This window comes from Campylobacter sp. RM6914, from assembly GCF_004803835.1.
Lineage (GTDB): Bacteria > Campylobacterota > Campylobacteria > Campylobacterales > Campylobacteraceae > Campylobacter_A > Campylobacter_A californiensis.
Genome location: NZ_CP012545.1, coordinates 710,015 through 729,745 on the forward strand (window position 1 = coordinate 710,015; position 19,731 = coordinate 729,745).

Annotated in this window: 15 protein-coding genes, 2 tRNA genes and 2 rRNA genes; 13 read left to right on the plus strand and 6 right to left on the minus strand. The window is 38.8% G+C overall.

All coding sequences use genetic code 11. From position 1 onward, the window contains the following. Position 1: 1 nt before the first annotated feature. Positions 2-616 carry a trimeric intracellular cation channel family protein gene (locus tag CCAL_RS03785; protein ID WP_169938647.1) on the plus strand — a complete coding sequence of 205 codons (615 nt, stop codon included), beginning with the start codon at positions 2-4 and terminating at the stop codon, positions 614-616. A 1-nt stretch (position 617) separates the two neighbouring features. Beyond that, positions 618-1,781 (plus strand): acetylornithine transaminase, encoded by a 1,164-nt coding sequence (locus CCAL_RS03790; RefSeq protein WP_169938649.1) that lies wholly within the window; start codon positions 618-620, stop codon positions 1,779-1,781. A 12-nt stretch (positions 1,782-1,793) separates the two neighbouring features. On the opposite strand, the gene ybaK is transcribed toward CCAL_RS03790, so the two are convergent. Beyond that, positions 1,794-2,279 (minus strand): Cys-tRNA(Pro) deacylase, encoded by a 486-nt coding sequence (ybaK, locus tag CCAL_RS03795; RefSeq protein WP_170016592.1) that lies wholly within the window; start codon positions 2,277-2,279, stop codon positions 1,794-1,796. Between the two features lie 57 nt (positions 2,280-2,336). Between ybaK and fliL the strand changes: the two genes are divergently transcribed. Genes fliL through CCAL_RS03810 form a run of 3 tightly spaced genes read left to right on the plus strand, consistent with a single transcriptional unit; the run spans position 2,337 to position 6,559 of the window. After that, complete coding sequence (gene fliL, locus CCAL_RS03800; RefSeq protein ID WP_170016590.1) at positions 2,337-2,879, plus strand: flagellar basal body-associated protein FliL; 543 nt, start codon at positions 2,337-2,339, stop codon at positions 2,877-2,879. Then, complete coding sequence (acpS, locus tag CCAL_RS03805; RefSeq protein WP_170016589.1) at positions 2,876-3,226, plus strand: holo-ACP synthase; 351 nt, start codon at positions 2,876-2,878, stop codon at positions 3,224-3,226. Before fliL ends, acpS begins: the two co-directional genes overlap by 4 nt. A gap of 42 nt (positions 3,227-3,268) precedes the next feature. Further along, positions 3,269-6,559 (plus strand): DUF748 domain-containing protein, encoded by a 3,291-nt coding sequence (locus CCAL_RS03810; RefSeq protein ID WP_172285058.1) that lies wholly within the window; start codon positions 3,269-3,271, stop codon positions 6,557-6,559. A gap of 25 nt (positions 6,560-6,584) precedes the next feature. On the opposite strand, the gene radA is transcribed toward CCAL_RS03810, so the two are convergent. Genes radA through CCAL_RS03835 form a run of 5 tightly spaced genes read right to left on the minus strand, consistent with a single transcriptional unit; the run spans position 6,585 to position 10,585 of the window. After that, on the minus strand, positions 6,585-7,925 hold the full coding sequence (radA, locus tag CCAL_RS03815; protein ID WP_170016585.1) for a DNA repair protein RadA: 1,341 nt from the start codon (positions 7,923-7,925) through the stop codon (positions 6,585-6,587). Further along, positions 7,918-8,826: a DMT family transporter gene (locus tag CCAL_RS03820; protein ID WP_170016583.1), complete on the minus strand. Its 909-nt coding sequence runs from the start codon at positions 8,824-8,826 to the stop codon at positions 7,918-7,920. The genes radA and CCAL_RS03820 overlap by 8 nt, the downstream gene beginning before the upstream one ends. Beyond that, a complete protein-coding gene (locus tag CCAL_RS03825) occupies positions 8,807-9,154 on the minus strand; it encodes a VanZ family protein (RefSeq protein WP_169938663.1) in 348 nt (115 codons plus the stop codon). The genes CCAL_RS03820 and CCAL_RS03825 overlap by 20 nt, the downstream gene beginning before the upstream one ends. Next, the gene (ftsY, locus tag CCAL_RS03830; RefSeq protein WP_169972208.1) at positions 9,147-10,013 is read right to left on the minus strand and encodes a signal recognition particle-docking protein FtsY; all 867 of its coding nucleotides are present in this window, start codon (positions 10,011-10,013) and stop codon (positions 9,147-9,149) included. Before ftsY ends, CCAL_RS03825 begins: the two co-directional genes overlap by 8 nt. Then, positions 10,013-10,585, minus strand: a complete 573-nt coding sequence (locus tag CCAL_RS03835; protein WP_170016581.1) for a TlpA family protein disulfide reductase — start codon at positions 10,583-10,585, stop codon at positions 10,013-10,015. Before CCAL_RS03835 ends, ftsY begins: the two co-directional genes overlap by 1 nt. A gap of 161 nt (positions 10,586-10,746) precedes the next feature. On the opposite strand from CCAL_RS03835, the gene CCAL_RS03840 reads away from it, so the two are divergent. From CCAL_RS03840 to CCAL_RS03875, 8 genes are all read left to right on the plus strand, one after another. After that, positions 10,747-11,364: a 5-formyltetrahydrofolate cyclo-ligase gene (locus CCAL_RS03840; protein ID WP_170016579.1), complete on the plus strand. Its 618-nt coding sequence runs from the start codon at positions 10,747-10,749 to the stop codon at positions 11,362-11,364. Next, the gene (gene rny / locus CCAL_RS03845) at positions 11,297-12,850 is read left to right on the plus strand and encodes a ribonuclease Y (protein ID WP_169938670.1); all 1,554 of its coding nucleotides are present in this window, start codon (positions 11,297-11,299) and stop codon (positions 12,848-12,850) included. The genes CCAL_RS03840 and rny overlap by 68 nt, the downstream gene beginning before the upstream one ends. Positions 12,851-12,856: 6 nt before the next feature. Further along, entirely contained in the window at positions 12,857-13,447 is a 591-nt protein-coding gene (locus tag CCAL_RS03850; protein WP_169938672.1) for a lipid-binding SYLF domain-containing protein, read from the plus strand. A gap of 7 nt (positions 13,448-13,454) precedes the next feature. Then, positions 13,455-14,015: a DedA family protein gene (locus CCAL_RS03855; protein WP_169938674.1), complete on the plus strand. Its 561-nt coding sequence runs from the start codon at positions 13,455-13,457 to the stop codon at positions 14,013-14,015. Positions 14,016-14,409: 394 nt separating this feature from the next. Next, positions 14,410-15,920 (plus strand): 16S ribosomal RNA (locus CCAL_RS03860). Between the two features lie 157 nt (positions 15,921-16,077). Further along, a tRNA-Ala gene (locus tag CCAL_RS03865) sits at positions 16,078-16,153 on the plus strand. Between the two features lie 16 nt (positions 16,154-16,169). Next, a tRNA-Ile gene (locus CCAL_RS03870) sits at positions 16,170-16,246 on the plus strand. A gap of 520 nt (positions 16,247-16,766) precedes the next feature. Continuing rightward, a 23S ribosomal RNA gene (locus CCAL_RS03875) occupies positions 16,767-19,673 on the plus strand. Together the 16S and 23S rRNA genes with 2 tRNA genes alongside form the textbook arrangement of a ribosomal RNA operon. The last annotated feature ends 58 nt before the right edge of the window (positions 19,674-19,731 follow it).

The following is a 19,731-nucleotide window of genomic DNA, read 5'->3' on the forward strand; positions in this document are numbered from 1 at the left end:
GATGGAAATAATCTCAATCATAGAGTATATAGGTATCGCATCTGCGGCACTCAGCGGTTATTTGTTCGGAGTAAAGAAGGGTTGTGACTGGCTTGGCGTTTTTTTGGCGGCATTTTTAACTGCACTTGGCGGCGGTATTCTTCGTGATATGCTTGTTAGTAGGGCGATTTATAGTTTTACGCATTATATGCCCATGATTATTGTTATTTTGGTGCTTGTAGTGGCAAATTTTACGAATTTACACAAAAAACGTGATAAATTGGAGAAAAAATTTATATTTATATTTGCCGACGCTATAGATGTGATATGCTTTTCTATAGTAGGAGCTATGGTTGCTGTCGAATACGGTCATAACGTGTTTGGCGTAGGGCTTATGGCATTTTTTAACGGCGTAGGCGGAGGAATTTTACGCGATATTTTACTAAATGAGGTGCCTTGGTTTTTAACTACGGGGCTTTACGGGACGATTAGTCTTTGTGTCGGCATTAGCTATTATCTGCTTTATTTGGCAGGTTTTACAGGGGTGTTTTTCGTGCTGTGCTTGCTTGCGCTTGGTATTACTATACGAATGTTTGCATACTATAATGGTTGGCGTTTGCCGCCGCTAAAGGATTAAAATGTATTTAATGGACACTTACGCTAGATTTGATGTAGGTTTTGAGAGAGGAGAGGGTGCTACTCTTTTTGATGAAGATGGTAATGATTATGTTGATTTTGCTTCGGGTATAGGTGTAAATGCGTTAGGCTACGCTCATAAAAAAATAGTAAGAGCAATTACTAAGCAGGCTAAAAATTTACTTCACACTTCAAATATATATCACATCAAGCCGCAAGAGCGTTTAGCCAAGGAAATTTCAAAGCAAATCGGCTATAAAACATACACTTTTTTTTGTAACTCAGGCGCAGAAGCTAATGAGTGTGCGATCAAATTAGCTAGAAAGTATGGTGCAACTCATTTTAAAGAGAAGAAATTTGAGATTATTTCTTTAGGAAATTCATTTCATGGACGGACATTAGCTACACTTCAAGCAACCGGACAGGATAAATTTCATCCTGAAATTTTCGCTCCTTATATGGAGGGATTTAAATTTTACTCAACGATTGAAGATGTTATAAAAAATATAAATGATAATACCGTAGCTGTAATGATAGAGTTGGTTCAAGGCGAAGGTGGCATAAAAGCTCTTGACAAAGATGAGGTAAAACGTCTTGCAAAAGAGCTTAAAAAACGCGAACTTTTACTTATAACCGATGAGGTTCAATGCGGTGTTTATAGAACCGGCGAGTTTATCACAAGTAAGCTTTATGACATAAAACCGGATGTTATAACCTTTGCAAAAGGACTTGGCGGCGGAGTTGGTATAGGGGCCTGCGTTAGTAAAAAAAGTATATTCACACCAGGCGATCACGGCTCTACATTTGGCGGAAATTTCCTAGCTACTTCGGTAGGACTTGCGACTTTAAAAGAACTAAAGGCATTAAAAAAAGATGGCGAAATGGATAAAATTTCAGCTGAATTTAACGAACATCTGGATGAAGTTGTAAAGAAAAACGGTAAAATTTTTGAGCAAAAACAAGGTCTTGGCATGATGCTGGGTCTTGAGCTAAAAGATGGTATCGATCTTGCTAAAATTATCTCTCTTGCACTTAAAAACCGTGTTTTGGTACTTCGATCAGGAGTTAAAACGCTTAGGTTTTTACCGCCTTTAAATATAAGCAAAAAAGAGATGAAAGAGGGTTTTGCTAGACTACAAAAAGCGCTTGATGAGTATCAAGCCTAAAATTTGCAGGGACTACTCTCGCGCTGATCTTGCGATGCTTTGAAATTTTGCATCGCAAATTTTTGCAAGATCAAGGGGATTTAGCATAAGTTGCTTTCCTCTAACACCTGCGCTTATATAAATTTCTTGCAAATTTATCGCTCTATCGTCTATAAAAGTTGCAAACTGTTTTTTCATTCCTATTGGCGAACAACCGCCTCTGATATATCCTGTGATCTTTTCTAAGTCTCTTAAATTTACAAGCTCACACCTCTTAACTCCGGCAGCTTGGGCTAGGGATTTTAAATTTAACTCCAAGTCTCCTTGAATACAAGCTATGATATAGTTTTTTGGCTCGCAAACACAAACTATGGTTTTATAAATTTTTTCTATCGGTTGTGCGGCTACGTTTGCTACGTGAACGGCTGAAAGATCGCTCTCATCAACTTCGTATTCTATGATCTTGTAAGGAATTTTAAATTTATCAAGTATCCGTGCGGCATTTGTTTTATGTATCATCTTTTCTCATTTTTGATTTTTTTTTGTATAATTGTATCAAAATTTTAAGGAGAGAGAATGGCGGACGAGATAGAAGAAGGAAAGTCTAAGAAGGGTGGCTCAAAAAGTGTGCTTATTGTCATTATCGTGGCGATATTTGTATTATTGCTTATAGTTGGTGCTTTGGTGGCGTTTTTGCTTCTAGGAGATGATGATACGGCACAGGCAAATGCTGCTATGCAACAACCTCAACAGCAACAAGTAGCGCAGTTTACCCCGGCTTCTCAGTCTAACAAGCGCACTGTAAATTATGCAAATATGGGTCCGATATACCCTCTTGATCAATTTATAGTAAACCTTCTAAGTGAAAACGGCTCACGTTTCTTAAAGACTAAAATTGACATGGAACAAAGTGCTGAGACTTTAACACCTGAACTTGATAAGAAAAAGGCGCTACTTCGTGATATTATCATAGTTACCTTGTCTTCAAAAACTTACGAAGAAGTAAGCACCTCAAAAGGTAAAGACAAACTTAAAGATGAGATAGTCGGCAAGTTAAACGAAGTTATTAGCGATGGATATATTAAAAATATCTATTTTACTGATTTCGTGGTGCAATGATCGGTATAGACATAGTTGCTATAGATAGGATAGCTAGGCTAAAAGCGCGCTATAATGAGACATTTTTGGCGCGTTTTTTATCTCCTAGCGAGATAGCCCTTGTTAAGTCAGACGCAACGGCTGCTGGTTTTTGGGCGGCAAAAGAGGCTGCTAGCAAGGCTCTTGGCGTCGGTATAAGTGCTGAGTGCAGTTTTTTTGACATTATCGTTGAAAAAGATGCGAAAAATGCACCTATTTTAAAATTTACACCTAAAATTTATGAGAAATTTAATATAAAAAATGCCAGTTTAAGCATAGCTCACGATGGAGGATTTGCCATTGCAGCAGTTATGCTGGAGCGTTTTTAGGATAACTAGCTTAGCCGTCATTTCAAATTTTAAAGGTCAAATTTGAAAAATTTCTATCACAAATATAAAAAATCTTGCATCGTCATAACTTCATTTAGCTTAATTGTTTTGTTTTATACTTTATTTGGATTTTTCGGTATTCCTTGGCTTATAACGGATATCGCACCAAAATTTATAGCCGATAAAAATGCGACTTTGGAGATCAAAGAGGCTAAATTTCATCCATATAAATTTGAACTAAACGCAACTAAAGTAAGTCTAAAAACATACAATGATCTTTTTAGAGCAGACAGTATCGATGCGAGTTTAAATTTCAAGAATATTTTTTCAAGAAATGTAAATGTTGATGTCTTTCGCTTAACAAATCCATTTATAAATATTACGCGAGATAGGGAGCTTGGTTTTAACTTTGAGCCTTTGGTTGCAAGTAAAACAAGTGAAGATAATGCAAGCAATCAGGCAGATAACGAGAGTTTTTTTAACTTTACGTTAAATTTGTTTGAGATTATAAACGGCGGCGCTCAATATGCCGACATGAGTTTAAAAGAGCCATTTGTGGTCTCTTTTAATGATCTAAGCTATACTATAAATGATATAAATTTAAAAGAGTATAGCGCAGGAAAGCACGATCTTGATACAAGCTCAAGCTTGTTTGAGACGTTTGATTGGAGTGGCGGAGTTAGTTTAAATCCTTTAAAAATATATGGCGATGTTAAATTTAGTGGACTAAAAATGAACAAAATATGGCAAAGCTACATAAATCAGCCTGATATAAATATAACAAAAGGCACGCTTGATGCAAAGCTAAACTACGAGCTAAGCCTAGATAATGGTGTGAATATAAATGTAAATAAGGCAAAACTTCAAGCAAATGAATTTGAAGTGCTAAATTTGGATGGTAACATTTCATTTGATAAATTTAGTTTAGATGATATCTCTTTAAACGGAGACTTTGTTAAGACAAGTGTTGTAGATGTAAAAATCGGCAAAACTTCGCTGGATAAAATTAGCTTTAAAAACGCAGAGATAGCCATGAGTAGTGATAAAATTTATATAGACGATATGCTCATAAGGGCTAGAGATGATTTTAAAAGTATCACTACAAGGTTGCCAAAATTTGGCTTAAGCGACATTAAATTTAAAGGTTATGACACGGAGTTATCACAGTCTGTCTTTGAATTTAACGAGCTAAACACTTTAGTGTTTTTAAAAGATAGTGACGCAAAGATTGTCGCGGATCTTAAAAATTTTAACTCACAAACTAGTGTCATAAAAGTAGCGGGAGAAAAACTACTTAATATTGATAGTCTAAATGCAAATGAGCTTAAATTTGATAATGAAAGACTTGCACTTGGCTCTTTTGACGCCAAAAAAAGCGATCTGTTTTCAAGAGATAAAGTATTTGGCGGACTTGACAAACTTAGTCTTGAAGATATAAGTTTTAATCTTAAAGAAAACATACTTGATGTAAAAAACATAAAAGTGCTTGAGCTATTTTACAACGATGAGATAAGCAAAAACGGTGCAAAAGCAATAAATAATCTTGCTATTTTAAAGAAAACTTCCGCAAAACAGACCGATAAAAAAGCGGCAACAGCAAATAACGATAGCAAAAAACAGTTTGTCGCAAATGTCAAAAATATCGAGATCATAAATGCAAAGTCAAACATCACGCAAGGCTTTCTTCCTTCTGTTCTAACTCATGAGATAGTTCTTAAAAATGCCAAAATAGGCGGCTTTTCAAGCGATCTTTCAAAACCGTTTGATATAAATGCAAGCATTACAAGTGGTGAAAAAGTTGATATAAATTTAAAAGGCAACGCAAGGCTTGAGCCGCTAAAATCAGATCTAAACATAAAGCTTAACAGCAAACTAAAAGAGTTAAATAAGATCTCAAAACACTACATTAACGGCTTTATCGCAGGTGGCAATCTAAGTGTTGATGCAAATGTTAAATTTGATAAAAGCTATCAGATAAATTCACATGTAAATTTGGACGATATTCTTATAAACGATAGTAATAACTTGCAAATTATAAATTTAAAAAATGCAAAAATAAAAAATATAAATTTAAATGAAAATGGAGTAAAGATAGACGGCGTGACGATAAACAGCCCACATCTTCGTGCTCATGTTGATGATAACAAAAGCTTAAATTTAGCGCTTTTGGCAAAAGTTAACAGCCAAAACGAAGCAAAAAAAGAACTTAAAAGTAAAAGTGCCGATAAATTTGGGGTGCAGATACAAGATGTTGCCTTGAATGACATGAGTGTTGATTTTAGCGATGCTAGCCTGGTTTTACCGTTTTTGTTTAAGATAAAAAATTTAAATGCAAAAGTTGACAACATAAGGAAAAACACCATCTCAGAGATAACATCTAGCGGAACTATAGGTAAAGGAGGTAGCGCAAATGTCCAAATGAGGATAAACGCGCTAGAGCCTAAAAAATTTAGCGATATTAGCTTGAAATTTAAAGATGTCGAGCTAAACGAAGTAACTCCATATAGCGCGACCTTTGTTGGACGCAAGATAGAGGGTGGGGTGCTTGACTTATCGTTGGTATATAATATCGAAGATTCTCAGATGAAAGGCGATAATGGCATACGTATAGACACCATAAAACTTGGAGAAAGTGTGGAGTCACCTAGCGCAGTTAGCTTGCCTTTGCAGCTTGCCATCTCGGTACTTCAAGACTCAAACAACGTAATAAAGCTAAATTTACCTGTCGGAGGTGATCTTGAAAATCCAGAATTTAGTTACGGTGGTATAGTACTGCAAACCATCATGCAGATATTTACAGATGTTGTGACTTCTCCTTTTAGACTTCTTGGGAATATGCTTGGAGTAGAAAATGCTGATGAGCTAGCCAGTATCGATTTTACGGCAGGTAGCGACGAGATGATGAAGTCTCAGATGAAAAAGATAGATGAATTTAAAAAGATAACCGATGCCAAAAAGGATATAAATTTAATCATTGCGCCTTCTTATGATGAAGAAGTGGATAGATACGCAGTCCAAAAGAGGTTGTTTGATAGAGACGTGATGATTGCTTCAAGTAAAACAAATGGTACACAAGACGAAGTCATACGCCAAATGGCCGCCAGACAGTTTAAAAACCAACCGACTAATGCATATGAGGCTTTGGTTAGAGCTAGAAAGATTGATGAAGATACTCTTGATAAGCTAGCCAAAAATAGAGCGCAAAAATTAAAGCAAGCGATGATAGATGTCGGTATATCGGCGGACCAGATAGTGGTTTTAGAAAAGATACAAGCAGTTAAGGCACAAATGGATCTTTATGTGCCGATACCTATGGGTGTAGAAAATAAATAAATCATGACCGGTGTTATCCCGGTCATCACATCCACTCCAAAACTTGTGTTATCTCTTTTGCATAAAAGCATTTTATGCCCTGCGTATCAAGTGGTTTACTAGGTATGATCGCATTTTTAAATTTTTGTCTTTTTGCCTCTTTTAGTCTTTCGTCTATGTTAAAAACATCTCGAATTTCGCCGTTTAAACTAAGTTCACCGATAAATATACTATCTTTGCTTATCGGGCGATTTCTAAAACTTGAGATGATAGCTGCTACGACGGCAAGATCGGCGGCAGTTTCATTTATCTTAACTCCGCCTGAAACATTGATAAAAACGTCATAATGTCCAAGTGGAATTTCAAGTTTGCGTTCAAGCAGAGCCAAAAGCATATCAAGGCGGTTTTTCTCATATCCTGTGGAGCTACGTTTAGGATAGGCGCTTTCGCATACTAGGGCTTGAATTTCCACACTTAAAGCCCTTGAGCCTTCCATTATGACGGTTATAGCAGAGCCTGACACCGCGTTGCCCCGTGTGAAAAATTTACTTGCAATTTCTGTAGCACAAACAAGACCGTTGGCGCTCATTTCAAAAATTCCAACCTCACTTGTTGAACCAAAACGGTTTTTAAATCCTCTTAGCATTCTTAGCTCTCTTGAGGCGTCTCCTTCAAAATAAAGCACGACGTCAACCATGTGCTCAAGTATCCTAGGACCTGCGATCGAGCCGTCTTTTGTTATATGACCGATGATGAAAACACAAATTTCTTGCTCTTTAGCCAGTCTCATGAGTTCAAATGTTATCTCTCTAACTTGCGAAACTGATCCTGGAGCGGAGCTTACGTTTTGGCTATAAAGTGTCTGGATAGAGTCGACAACTAGCACTTTGTATTCGTTTTTTTTGGCTTCACTTAAGATGGTTTCAAGATTTATCTCTGTAAGTAAAAATAAATTTTTATCCACGGCGTTTAACCTCTGGGCTCTCATTTTGATCTGACTAGCGCTTTCTTCGCCGCTTACATAGAGTGTTTTTTTACCGTTTTTTGCCAAATTTGAAGAAATTTTTAAAAGAAGGGTTGATTTGCCTATTCCTGGGCTTCCGCCAATTAGCACCAATGAACCTTCTACTACACCTCCTCCAAGCACTAAGTCAAGCTCGGCATCATCTGTGCTAAAGCGCTTGATGTTTTCGATCTCTACTTTATCTATACTAACTGCCTTGCTTGGAGATGATGAAAATTTAGCCAGCTCTTTTGATATTTTTATCTGTGTATTGCTAAGCTCGATAAAACTATCCCAAGCACCACAGTTTGGGCATTTGCCGATCCATTTTCCTTGTTGATTACCGCAAGCTTGACACTCAAAAACGGTTTTACTTTTAGCCATTTTTTCTTCCTTTAAGCCGTTGTTTTTTATTTTTTATAGAGCCAAGATATATGGCAAACATTGTTATCGCCGCTCCTGGCCACTGAAATTTTGTTATAAATTTATCTAACAAAAACGCATCTATCAAAAGTGCCGCAACGGGTTCGCTTAACAATAAAAGACCTGTAAGCGAAAGTGACAAAAGCGGTACACAGTAGGCTATAAGCCCCCAAGCTACACATTGCATGATAGCACCATATATAAAAACAAGCCCAAGCTCTTTAAAATTTTTTGGAAAGAAATTTAGACTGTCTATGATGATGCTTACAGGAAGGAGCGAGATGGCACCGCTGATACTTAAGATAAACATCAACGAAAAGATACTTATCTTTTGAGCTTCTTGAGATTTTTTTACAAAAAGCATGGATATCGCCAAACAGCCACCAGAGCCGATACCTGCTATAAATCCCCAGATGGCATTTGTGTTTGAATTTAGCTCAGGATATGCTATAAGAGCTACGCCAAGTGTTGCAAGTATAAGACTTAAAATTCCAAGTGCGCCTTGCTTTTCGTTATATAAAACACATCCTATAAACGAAAGCCAGAAAATTTGCAAGCTATTTAATAATGTGGAAATTCCAGGCCCTATCGCATATATACTTTCGTGCCATAAGGCTAGATCGTAAGCTAAGAAAAACCCTGATAGAGCGGCATAAAATTTAGCTTTTTTGTTTGTCGGTAAACTTTTATTAAAGTATTTTACTATGGTGTAAAATATCGCCGAAGCTATAATTAAGCGCCAAAATGCAACCGCATAAGCCCCAAGTGATACGGTTGAAACGATAATACTTCCAAGTCCGAACAAAACACAACCGACGATAAGCCCAAGAGAGGCGCTTTTGCTATTTAAGTATAAATTCATGTTTTATTTTTGTAAAAATTATCGTAAAGATGGCCCCAAGCGTTATCCCGACACTGTCGGCTAACACGTCAAAAAGACTAAAAAATCGATTTGGCAAGAGGCTTTGGACTAGCTCAATTTGTATGCCGTAAGCCAAAAGTAGCACAAATTTGTACCAAAATTTAAGCTCAAAAGCTAAATTTAAAAGCACATAAAGGACAAAAAAGGCGAGTATGTGATTTGTTTTATCCCAAAACAGCTCATTTACAGTGATTTTTCTTGAAGTTGTAGCTAAAAATTCTACCACAAAAAGCGTTGCAAAAAAGCCAAATTTGTATAGCTTATCCAAAAATTACGTCCATTAAACCATCTAAAAACTCATCTGGGTTAAATTTTACTAAGTCGTTCATGCTCTCACCGACACCGATGTAAAGTATCGGCAGTTCTAGCTCTCTTGCCACGCCAAATAAAGCTCCGCCTTTCGGAGTACCGTCAAGTTTTGTGATGATAACTCCATCAAGCCTAACTATATCGTTAAAAGCCTTTGCTTGAGCGACGCCTGCGTTACCTTGCGTTCCGTCTAGGATTAAAATTTTACGGTGTGGAGCTTTTTCGTATGCTTTGCTTGAAATTCTTACGATCTTGCTAAGTTCGTTTGCTAAATTTGTTTGGTTTTGAAGCCTTCCTGCGGTATCAAGTATTACACGATCGATGTCTTTTGCAAGAGCCGAACTTATCGTATCAAAGGCAACTGCTGAAGGATCATGTCCTTGCTGTGTAGCTACTATAGGCACATCTATTTTTAAAGACCATTGGCGAAGTTGCTCGATAGCTCCTGCTCTAAAAGTATCACAAGCACCTAAAATCACGCTTTTGCCACTTGTTTTGTATAAATTTGCTAGTTTGGCGATGGTTGTGGTTTTGCCTGCACCGTTTACGCCCAAAATAAGATCTACAAACGGCTTATCATCGGCTATTTTACGCTCATTTTCATAGATAAAGTAGCTCGACATTACTCGTTTAAGATCGGCTCTTTTTACCTCGTCTTGTGGTGGTAGATAGTAGATTATCTCTTCGATTATCTCATAAGCGACATCGGCTTCTAAAAGCATATCTTCTAGGATGTCTTTTGTAATTTTTTTATCTTTTTTGGCACTATTTATCGCACCAAATGTTCTCTCAAAACCCTTTTTTATAAAATCAAACATTACTCTATCGCCTTTTGTATATCTCTTTCTAACATCTCTTCAGGCACCAAACCTTTATATCCTGATGCGTAGTCGCCGTTTTTGTCAAATAAAGCAGAAGACGGAAGGGCGAAAATACCGCCTATTGCCTTTTCGAATAAATAATTACTTTCGCCAATTGCGATGTCATATTTGATTTGATATTTTTGCGCAAATGCCTTTATCTCATCCTCGTTTTTATCTTCAAGCAAAACAGCGATAATGTTTAGCTCTTTTTTGTATTTTTCACTTAGATTATTTAGATGCGGAATTTCAGCTTTGCACGGTGGACACCAAGTCGCCCAAAATACAAAAAGAGTTGCTTTTTCATTATCTTTTATGTCAAAGCCGTTTTCTCTTTTTTGCAGTGAAAAAATTTCATTGCTTAAGAGTTTTAGATCGATTTTTTCATCGACTTTTACGGCATTTTGTGCGAGGTTACTCTCTGTAGAATTTGTATCAATTTTTGCACTATCTTTGGAACTTTCTTTGTTTTCACAGCCTAATAATAAAAATATAGCTAAAACAGCTACGCTTAAATTTTTAAATTTCATACTACTCCTTCGTTATTTAAAGATAAAATTATACTAAAAATTTTTTAAATTTATCGTCTAAAACGCAACCAAATGTATCGCTATAATTTTTATTTTGCATTTTATAAAATATTAACCGGCCATAATGTAATATTTTTATACCAAAACAGCAGGTGTATTTGATGAAAAAAGATATAAGAATTAAAAATTTCAAAGAGATGAATAAGATAATAGATCATACGGCAAAAGCCAAGCATTATGCTGTTTTAAAAACTCTTTTAAATTTGATTGAATTATCAAAGTCTAAAAATATACTTTTTTTTATGCCTTTAAGGTATGAACCTGATGTTTATTCTATCAGGCACAATCTATCCAAAAAATGTAATATTTTTATTCCATTTATGGTAGGGCTTAGTTTAAAAATGGTAAAATTGAAAATGCCGTTTGTGCGCTCTAAATTTAATGTTAGAGAGCCTTTAAGCAAGAAAAGCAGCACTAGGCGGCTTGATATGGCTGTAGTTCCCGTCATCGGGGTTGACGCTACTATGGCAAGGATAGGACATGGCAAAGGTTTTTATGATAGATTTTTTAGCGGCTTATCCTATCGTCCGAAGTTGATAGTTTTTGTGCAGATTAAAGACTTTTATATCGATAAAATTCTTTCTCAAGACCACGATATTCGCGGCGATATCTATCTAACCCCAAAGCAAAATTACATAAAAAGAGGAATTTATGATAGAGATTTTAATAGGCTTAGGAGCCGGTGTGGTGGGCGTTGGCGCAGGGTATCTGTATGCTAAAAAGATAAATGACGCTAATTATAATATATTTTTAGAGCAAGCAAAAGCAAAAGCAAAAGTCATAGAACACGAGGCAGAGCTTACACTTAAAAACTCAAAATTAGCCGTTCAAGAGGCTGAATTTGAAGCTAAGAAAAAATACGATGAAAAGACAACTAAGCTACAAAAAGATTATTCTCAAAAATTTGACGAACTAAATAAAAAAGAGCAGTCTTTGTTAAACGAGCAAGAAATTTTAAAAGAAAACAAAGCTTTGTTTGAAAAAGACAAGAACGAAGCCAAGCTAGTTTACGAAGAGGGTTTGAATTTAAAAGTAACCTATCAAAACAAAGTAGAAGAGGCGCTAAAAGTCCTAGAGCATGCAGCCGGCTTAACCGAGGATGAAGCTAGAGATGTGGTGCTTAAAAAGGTAGAAGAGAAGTCTCGTGCTGACATAGCGCATATCGTAAGAAGATGCGAAGAAGAGGCAAAGCGTGAAGCCAAAAAGAGAGTGAATTATATTTTAGCACAGGCCACATCGCGTTTTGCGGGCGAATTTGCAGCAGAGCGCTTGATAAATGTTGTAAATATTAAAAATGATGAACTAAAAGGCAGGATAATCGGCAAAGAAGGGCGAAATATCAAGACTTTAGAGATGGTTTTGGGTGTTGATATTATTATCGATGACACTCCGCATGCTATTATTTTAAGTAGTTTTAACTTGTATCGCCGCGCAATAGCTACACGTGTTATCGAGCTTTTGGTTGAAGATGGCAGAATTCAGCCAGCCAGGATAGAGGACTTGCATAAAAAAGTTACTGAAGAATTTGAACAAAGCATACAAGAAGAGGGAGAAAATATCGTTATGGACTTGGGACTTAACAAAATTCATCCTGAAATTATCAAGCTAATAGGCAAGTTAAAATTTAGAGCTAGCTACGGACAAAATGCCTTAGCTCATAGCCTTGAAGTAGCACATCTTGCAGGTATTATAGCTGCTGAAACAGGTGGAGATGAAAAACTTGCAAAAAGAGCTGGAATTTTACACGATATAGGTAAGGCCTTAACGCATGAATTTGAGGGCAGTCACGTTGATTTGGGTGCTGAAATTTGTAAGAGATACAAAGAACATCCGGTTGTTATAAATGCTATTTATGCACATCACGGACATGAAGAGGCAACAAGTGTAGAGAGTGCTGCTGTTTGTGCTGCCGATGCATTAAGTGCGGCAAGGCCTGGAGCTAGACGTGAAGTGCTTGAGAGTTTTTTAAAACGTGTTGAAGAGATAGAAAATATCGCAAAAAGCAAGGACGGTATAAAACAAGCTTACGCTATAAATGCGGGACGTGAGATACGAGTTATAGCAAATGCCAAGCTTATAAATGACGATGAGGCAGTGCTTGTAGCTAAAGAGATAGCAAGTGAGATAGAGGATAAGGTGCAATATCCTGGTGAGATAAAAGTAAGTGTAATACGCGAAACAAGAGCGATTGACTACGCTAAGTGATTTGTGATGAAAAAAATTTTGCTTTTATGTTTTTGTTTACTTTTTGCTTTTGCAAATGAAGAGTTGGTTTTAAATAGTGCAAATTCTTTTGTAAAAACTATGAGTTCAAAGCCAGAAGTTCCAACCAGAGAACTTATGGAAAAATCAAGCGCGATCGTGATATTTCCGAGCGTAAAAAAGGTCGGCTTTGTAGTTGGCGGGATGGGGGGAGATGGAGTTATGCTAGTAGGCTCTTTAAATTCCGTATCCGACCTAGTCCCTGTAAGCATGAGCGGGGGGAGTGTCGGCTTGCAGCTTGGTTACGAAGACAGCTCACTTGTTCTTTTTATAATGAAAAACTCGATCGTAGAAGACATCAAAAGCCAAAAGCTCGCGCTTGACGCAACTGCTTCATTTTCTTTTGGCGCTAGGATAGGAGAGCGGGTTAGCAAGATCGGGGATTTTAATTTTTCAAGCGACATCTATGCTTACGCTACTAATGATGGTTTTTTTGCCGGAGCTAGTTTTGGTGGTGTTGTAATAAAACGTAATAACCAAAATTTGAAACAATCCGGCTATGCATATGAACAACTGATGAATATCTACACCAAATTTTAGGCATAAAATGCAAGAAATTTTAACCTCTCTTTCAACATACGGATATATTATTCTCTTTTTATATACACTTGGCGGTGGCATGGTTGCTATTATTGCAGCTGGAGTGTTAAGTTATGCCGGTAAAATGGATCTTGGTGTTAGCATAGCTGTTGCAGCGATATCAAATGCTTTGGGTGATACCTTGCTTTTTTATCTAAGCAGATATAATAAAAACATGTTTATGCCTTACTTGAAAGGACACAAACGCAAACTTGCTTATGCGCATTTACTCATGAAAAGGCATGGAGATAAAGTTGTATTTATTCAAAAATTTATATATGGATTAAAAACGCTAATTCCAATAGCAATTGGTCTTACAAAGTATCCGTTTTATAAATTTAGTGTATTAAATGTTATAAGCTCAATACTTTGGGCCATCTCCTTAGGCGTATTAAGCTATTTGGCTGGAAATTTCTTCATGCAAATTAGTGATTATCTTAGCGATCATGGGTATATTATGCCTAGCATTATGCTTTGTTTGCTTGTTGTGATATATTGTTTTTTACAAAAGATAACTAAAAAACGTTAATTATAATAACATACTATCTAAAAATCCATAGTAGTGTTTTTCGTATATTTTGTGCTTACACTATAATAATGTAAGCACACCCCACTATCTTTCCTCTAAAATTTCCCATTCTAAATTTTTTCCCAACTTTTTTCAATCTCCCCTCTCTTTTTAATCTTTCTTTAAGCATCATGCCTGTATAATTCCAGCTCACGAGTTGAGAGAAACCACTTTTAACCTTCTTGAGTTAATAAAGCTTTCCTTTTTATCGTTGTTCTTTTAAATTATTAATGTTAAACTATTAGTCAATCTTTGAAATCTAAACAAGTGATCGATTGAGCCAGTTTGCTATCTTAGCAAACTAAAACTAATAAATAAAAAACAAAAGTTTTTAGATTAAAAACTTCATATAAATTATATGGAGAGTTTGATCCTGGCTCAGAGTGAACGCTGGCGGCGTGCCTAATACATGCAAGTCGAACGGAGATTAAGTAGCTTGCTATTTAATCTTAGTGGCGCACGGGTGAGTAATGTATAGCTAATCTGCCCCTTAGTAGAGGACAACAGTTAGAAATGACTGCTAATACTCTATACTCCTTCTTAATATAAGTTAAGTCGGGAAAGTTTTTCGCTAAGGGATGAGGCTATATTGTATCAGCTAGTTGGTGAGGTAATGGCTCACCAAGGCTATGACGCATAACTGGTCTGAGAGGATGATCAGTCACACTGGAACTGAGACACGGTCCAGACTCCTACGGGAGGCAGCAGTAGGGAATATTGCTCAATGGGGGAAACCCTGAAGCAGCAACGCCGCGTGGAGGATGACACTTTTCGGAGCGTAAACTCCTTTTGTTAGGGAAGAACCATGACGGTACCTAACGAATAAGCACCGGCTAACTCCGTGCCAGCAGCCGCGGTAATACGGGGGGTGCAAGCGTTACTCGGAATCACTGGGCGTAAAGGACGCGTAGGCGGATTATCAAGTCTTTTGTGAAATCCTATGGCTTAACCATAGAACTGCTTGGGAAACTGATAATCTAGAGTGAGGGAGAGGCAGATGGAATTGGTGGTGTAGGGGTAAAATCCGTAGAGATCACCAGGAATACCCATTGCGAAGGCGATCTGCTGGAACTCAACTGACGCTAAGGCGTGAAAGCGTGGGGAGCAAACAGGATTAGATACCCTGGTAGTCCACGCCCTAAACGATGTATACTAGTTGTTGCTATGCTAGTCATGGCAGTAATGCACCTAACGGATTAAGTATACCGCCTGGGGAGTACGGTCGCAAGATTAAAACTCAAAGGAATAGACGGGGACCCGCACAAGCGGTGGAGCATGTGGTTTAATTCGAAGATACGCGAAGAACCTTACCCGGACTTGATATCTAACAAATCATCCAGAGATGGAAGAGTGTCTGCTTGCAGAAATGTTAAGACAGGTGCTGCACGGCTGTCGTCAGCTCGTGTCGTGAGATGTTGGGTTAAGTCCCGCAACGAGCGCAACCCACGTCATTAGTTGCTAACGGCTCGGCCGAGCACTCTAATGAGACTGCCTTCGCAAGGAGGAGGAAGGTGTGGACGACGTCAAGTCATCATGGCCCTTATGTCCGGGGCGACACACGTGCTACAATGGCGTATACAATGAGAAGCAATATCGCGAGATGGAGCAAATCTATAAAATATGTCCCAGTTCGGATTGGAGTCTGCAACTCGACTCCATGAAGCCGGAATCGCTAGTAATCGTAGATCAGCCATGCTACGGTGAATACGTTCCCGGGTCTTGTACTCACCGCCCGTCACACCATGGGAGTTGATTTCACTCGAAGTCGGAATGCTAAACTAGCTACCGCCCACAGTGGAATCAGCGACTGGGGTGAAGTCGTAACAAGGTAACCGTAGGAGAACCTGCGGTTGGATCACCTCCTTTCTAGAGTACAATGAATATTCTCTCACAAGATATTCATCAAAGGAAAATTTAAATACTAACTAACCTTAGTATTTACTCAATCGATCCTTGTTTAGTTTTGAAAGATTGACGGCTAATAAAGATTTATCTTTCTAGTTTTAGATTAGATAGATAATATGGGGAATTAGCTCAGCTGGGAGAGCGCCTGCTTTGCACGCAGGAGGTCAGCGGTTCGATCCCGCTATTCTCCACCAGATTTTTTATTAAAGAGGGCCTATAGCTCAGCTGGTTAGAGTGCACCCCTGATAAGGGTGAGGTCACAAGTTCAAGTCTTGTTAGGCCCACCATAAAGATTATTATAAGATTTATTAGCTATAATCACATCCCCAATTTAATAGATTGTGCTTAAATAGTTTATCGGCTTATGAAATCTAAATCAAGTTTTTAAATTTCAAAAATTTGATTTAGATTTTTTAATCTAATGTTCTTTTATTTATTATTGTTAAGAGTCACAAGCAAGTTTTAATAAAAACAATTTTACAGGACTTGTTAAAGATTTAGATATCTAAACTCATTGCATTAAATTGCAGAAGTTTGACATCACAAGATACTATAGGATTTAAAACTTATCTATACTATCTGTCAATGCTTTCCGTCTTGGAGTTTAAGATACTAGATGTAATAACTAAAAACTATAAAGCTTGATTCTAAATTTACGGCGCTTCAGTAAGAAGCGGTGTGCTTTAGGTGGGTCAAGGGAGTATTTATACTCCTTGTCGTAAAAAGTAGCTTTGCTACTTTGCGAAGTATAGGTGGTTATCTTTAGCAAGGAAGTGATGCGAATTAGAATATAATATATACTAAAAAAGGTAAGCTACTAAGAGTAAGTGGTGGATGCCTTGGCTAGTAGAGGCGACGAAGGACGTGCCAGGCTGCGATAAGACTCGGGGAGCCGTCAAGGGGCTTTGATCCGGGTATTTCCGAATGGGGCAACCCAACTGATAGCGATGTCAGTTACCATATAATGGAGCGAACGTTGGGAATTGAAACATCTTAGTACCAACAGGAAGAGAAATCAATAGAGATTACGCTAGTAGCGGCGAGCGAACGCGTAAGAGGGCAAACCGTTAGTTTACTAACGGGGTTGTAGGACTGCAACATAGACTAAACTTAGTTAATAGAATAAGCTGGAAAGCTTAGGCGTAGAGGGTGATACCCCCGTATATGAAAACTTTGTTTTACTTAGCAGTATCCTGAGTAGGGCGGGACACGTGATATCCTGTCTGAAGCTGGGTCGACCACGATCCAACCCTAAATACTACTACTAGACCGATAGCGCACAAGTACCGTGAGGGAAAGGTGAAAAGAACTGAGGTGATCAGAGTGAAATAGAACCTGAAACCATTTACTTACAATCATTCAGAGCCCTATGATTTATCAGGGTGATGGACTGCCTTTTGCATAATGAGCCTGCGAGTTGTGATGTCTGGCGAGGTTAAGGAAACCCGGAGCCGTAGCGAAAGCGAGTCTTAATAGGGCGTTTAGTCAGATGTTGCAGACCCGAAACGATGTGATCTATCCATGAGCAGGTTGAAACTGGTGTAAGAACCAGTGGAGGACCGAACCCGCTAGCGTTGAAAAGCTATGGGATGACTTGTGGATAGGGGTGAAAGGCCAATCAAACATCGTGATAGCTGGTTCTCTCCGAAATATATTTAGGTATAGCGTCATGTAGTAACACTAGGGGGTAGAGCACTGAATGGGCTAGGGCATACACCAATGTACCAAACCCTATCAAACTCCGAATACCTAGTGTGTAATCATGGCAGTCAGGCGGCGAGTGATAAAATCCGTCGTCGAGAGGGGAACAACCCAGACTAACAGCTAAGGTCCCTAAATCTCATTTAAGTGGAAAACGATGTGGAGTTACTGAAACAACCAGGAGGTTGGCTTAGAAGCAGCCATCCTTTAAAGAAAGCGTAATAGCTCACTGGTCTAGTGATTCTGCGCGGAAAATATAACGGGGCTAAAATGAGTACCGAAGCTTTAGACTTAGTTTTACTAAGTGGTAGGAGAGCGTTGCATTCAGCGTTGAAGGTATACCGGTAAGGAGTACTGGAGCGGATGCAAGTGAGCATGCAGGCATGAGTAGCGATAATTGGGGTGAGAATCCCCAACGCCGTAAACCCAAGGTTTCCTACGCGATGCTCGTCATCGTAGGGTTAGCCGGGTCCTAAGCAAAGTCCGAAAGGGGTATGCGATGGAAAATTGGTTAATATTCCAATGCCAACATTATTGTGCGATGGAAGGACGCTTAGAGTTAAGCAAGCTAGCGGATGGAAGTGCTAGTCGAAAGGTGTAGGTTAAGATCCAGGCAAATCCGGATCTTTTTAAGCCGAGACCCTACAGGCACACAAAGTTCTTCGGAACAGCGTGTGAATTGCTGATACTGTCGAGCCAAGAAAAGTTTCTAAGTTTAGATAATGTTGCCCGTACCGTAAACCGACACAGGTGGGTGGGATGAGTATTCTAAGGCGCGTGGAAGAACTCTCTTCAAGGAACTCTGCAAAATAGCACCGTATCTTCGGTATAAGGTGTGCCTAACTTTGTGAAGGATTTACTCCGTAAGCATTGAAGGTTACAACAAAGAGTCCCTCCCGACTGTTTACCAAAAACACAGCACTCTGCTAACTCGTAAGAGGATGTATAGGGTGTGACGCCTGCCCGGTGCTCGAAGGTTAATTGATGATGTTAGAGCAATCGAAGCATTTGATCGAAGCCCGAGTAAACGGCGGCCGTAACTATAACGGTCCTAAGGTAGCGAAATTCCTTGTCGGTTAAATACCGACCTGCATGAATGGCGTAACGAGATGGGAGCTGTCTCGAAGAGGGATCCAGTGAAATTGTAGTGGAGGTGAAAATTCCTCCTACCCGCGGCAAGACGGAAAGACCCCGTGGACCTTTACTACAGCTTGACACTGCTATTGGGATAAAGATGTGCAGGATAGGTGGGAGGCTTTGAGTATATGACGCCAGTTGTATATGAGCCATTGTTGAGATACCACTCTTCTTTATTCTGATAGCTAACTAGCTTACGTTATCCGTAAGTAGGACAATGTCTGGTGGGTAGTTTGACTGGGGCGGTCGCCTCCCAAAATGTAACGGAGGCTTACAAAGGTTGGCTCAGAACGGTTGGAAATCGTTCGTAGAGTATAAAGGTATAAGCCAGCTTAACTGCGAGACATACATGTCAAGCAGAGACGAAAGTCGGTCTTAGTGATCCGGTGGTTCTGTGTGGAAGGGCCATCGCTCAAAGGATAAAAGGTACCCCGGGGATAACAGGCTGATCTCCCCCAAGAGCTCACATCGACGGGGAGGTTTGGCACCTCGATGTCGGCTCATCGCATCCTGGGGCTGGAGCAGGTCCCAAGGGTATGGCTGTTCGCCATTTAAAGCGGTACGCGAGCTGGGTTCAGAACGTCGTGAGACAGTTCGGTCCCTATCTGCCGTGGGCGTAAGAAGATTGAGGAGAGTTGACCCTAGTACGAGAGGACCGGGTTGAACCAACCACTGGTGTATGAGTTGTCCTGCCAAGGGCATCGCTCAGTAGCTACGTTGGGATGTGATAAGAGCTGAAAGCATCTAAGCTCGAAGCCAACTCCAAGATGAATCTTCTTTTAAGAGCTCTAGTAGACTACTAGTTTGATAGGCTGGGTGTGTAATTGATGAAAGTCATTTAGCTGACCAGTACTAATAGCTCGTTTGCTTATCTTTTAAGCATCACTTCCTTGTTAAGGATAAAACCTTAGTAAGAAGAATGTTTTTATAAACA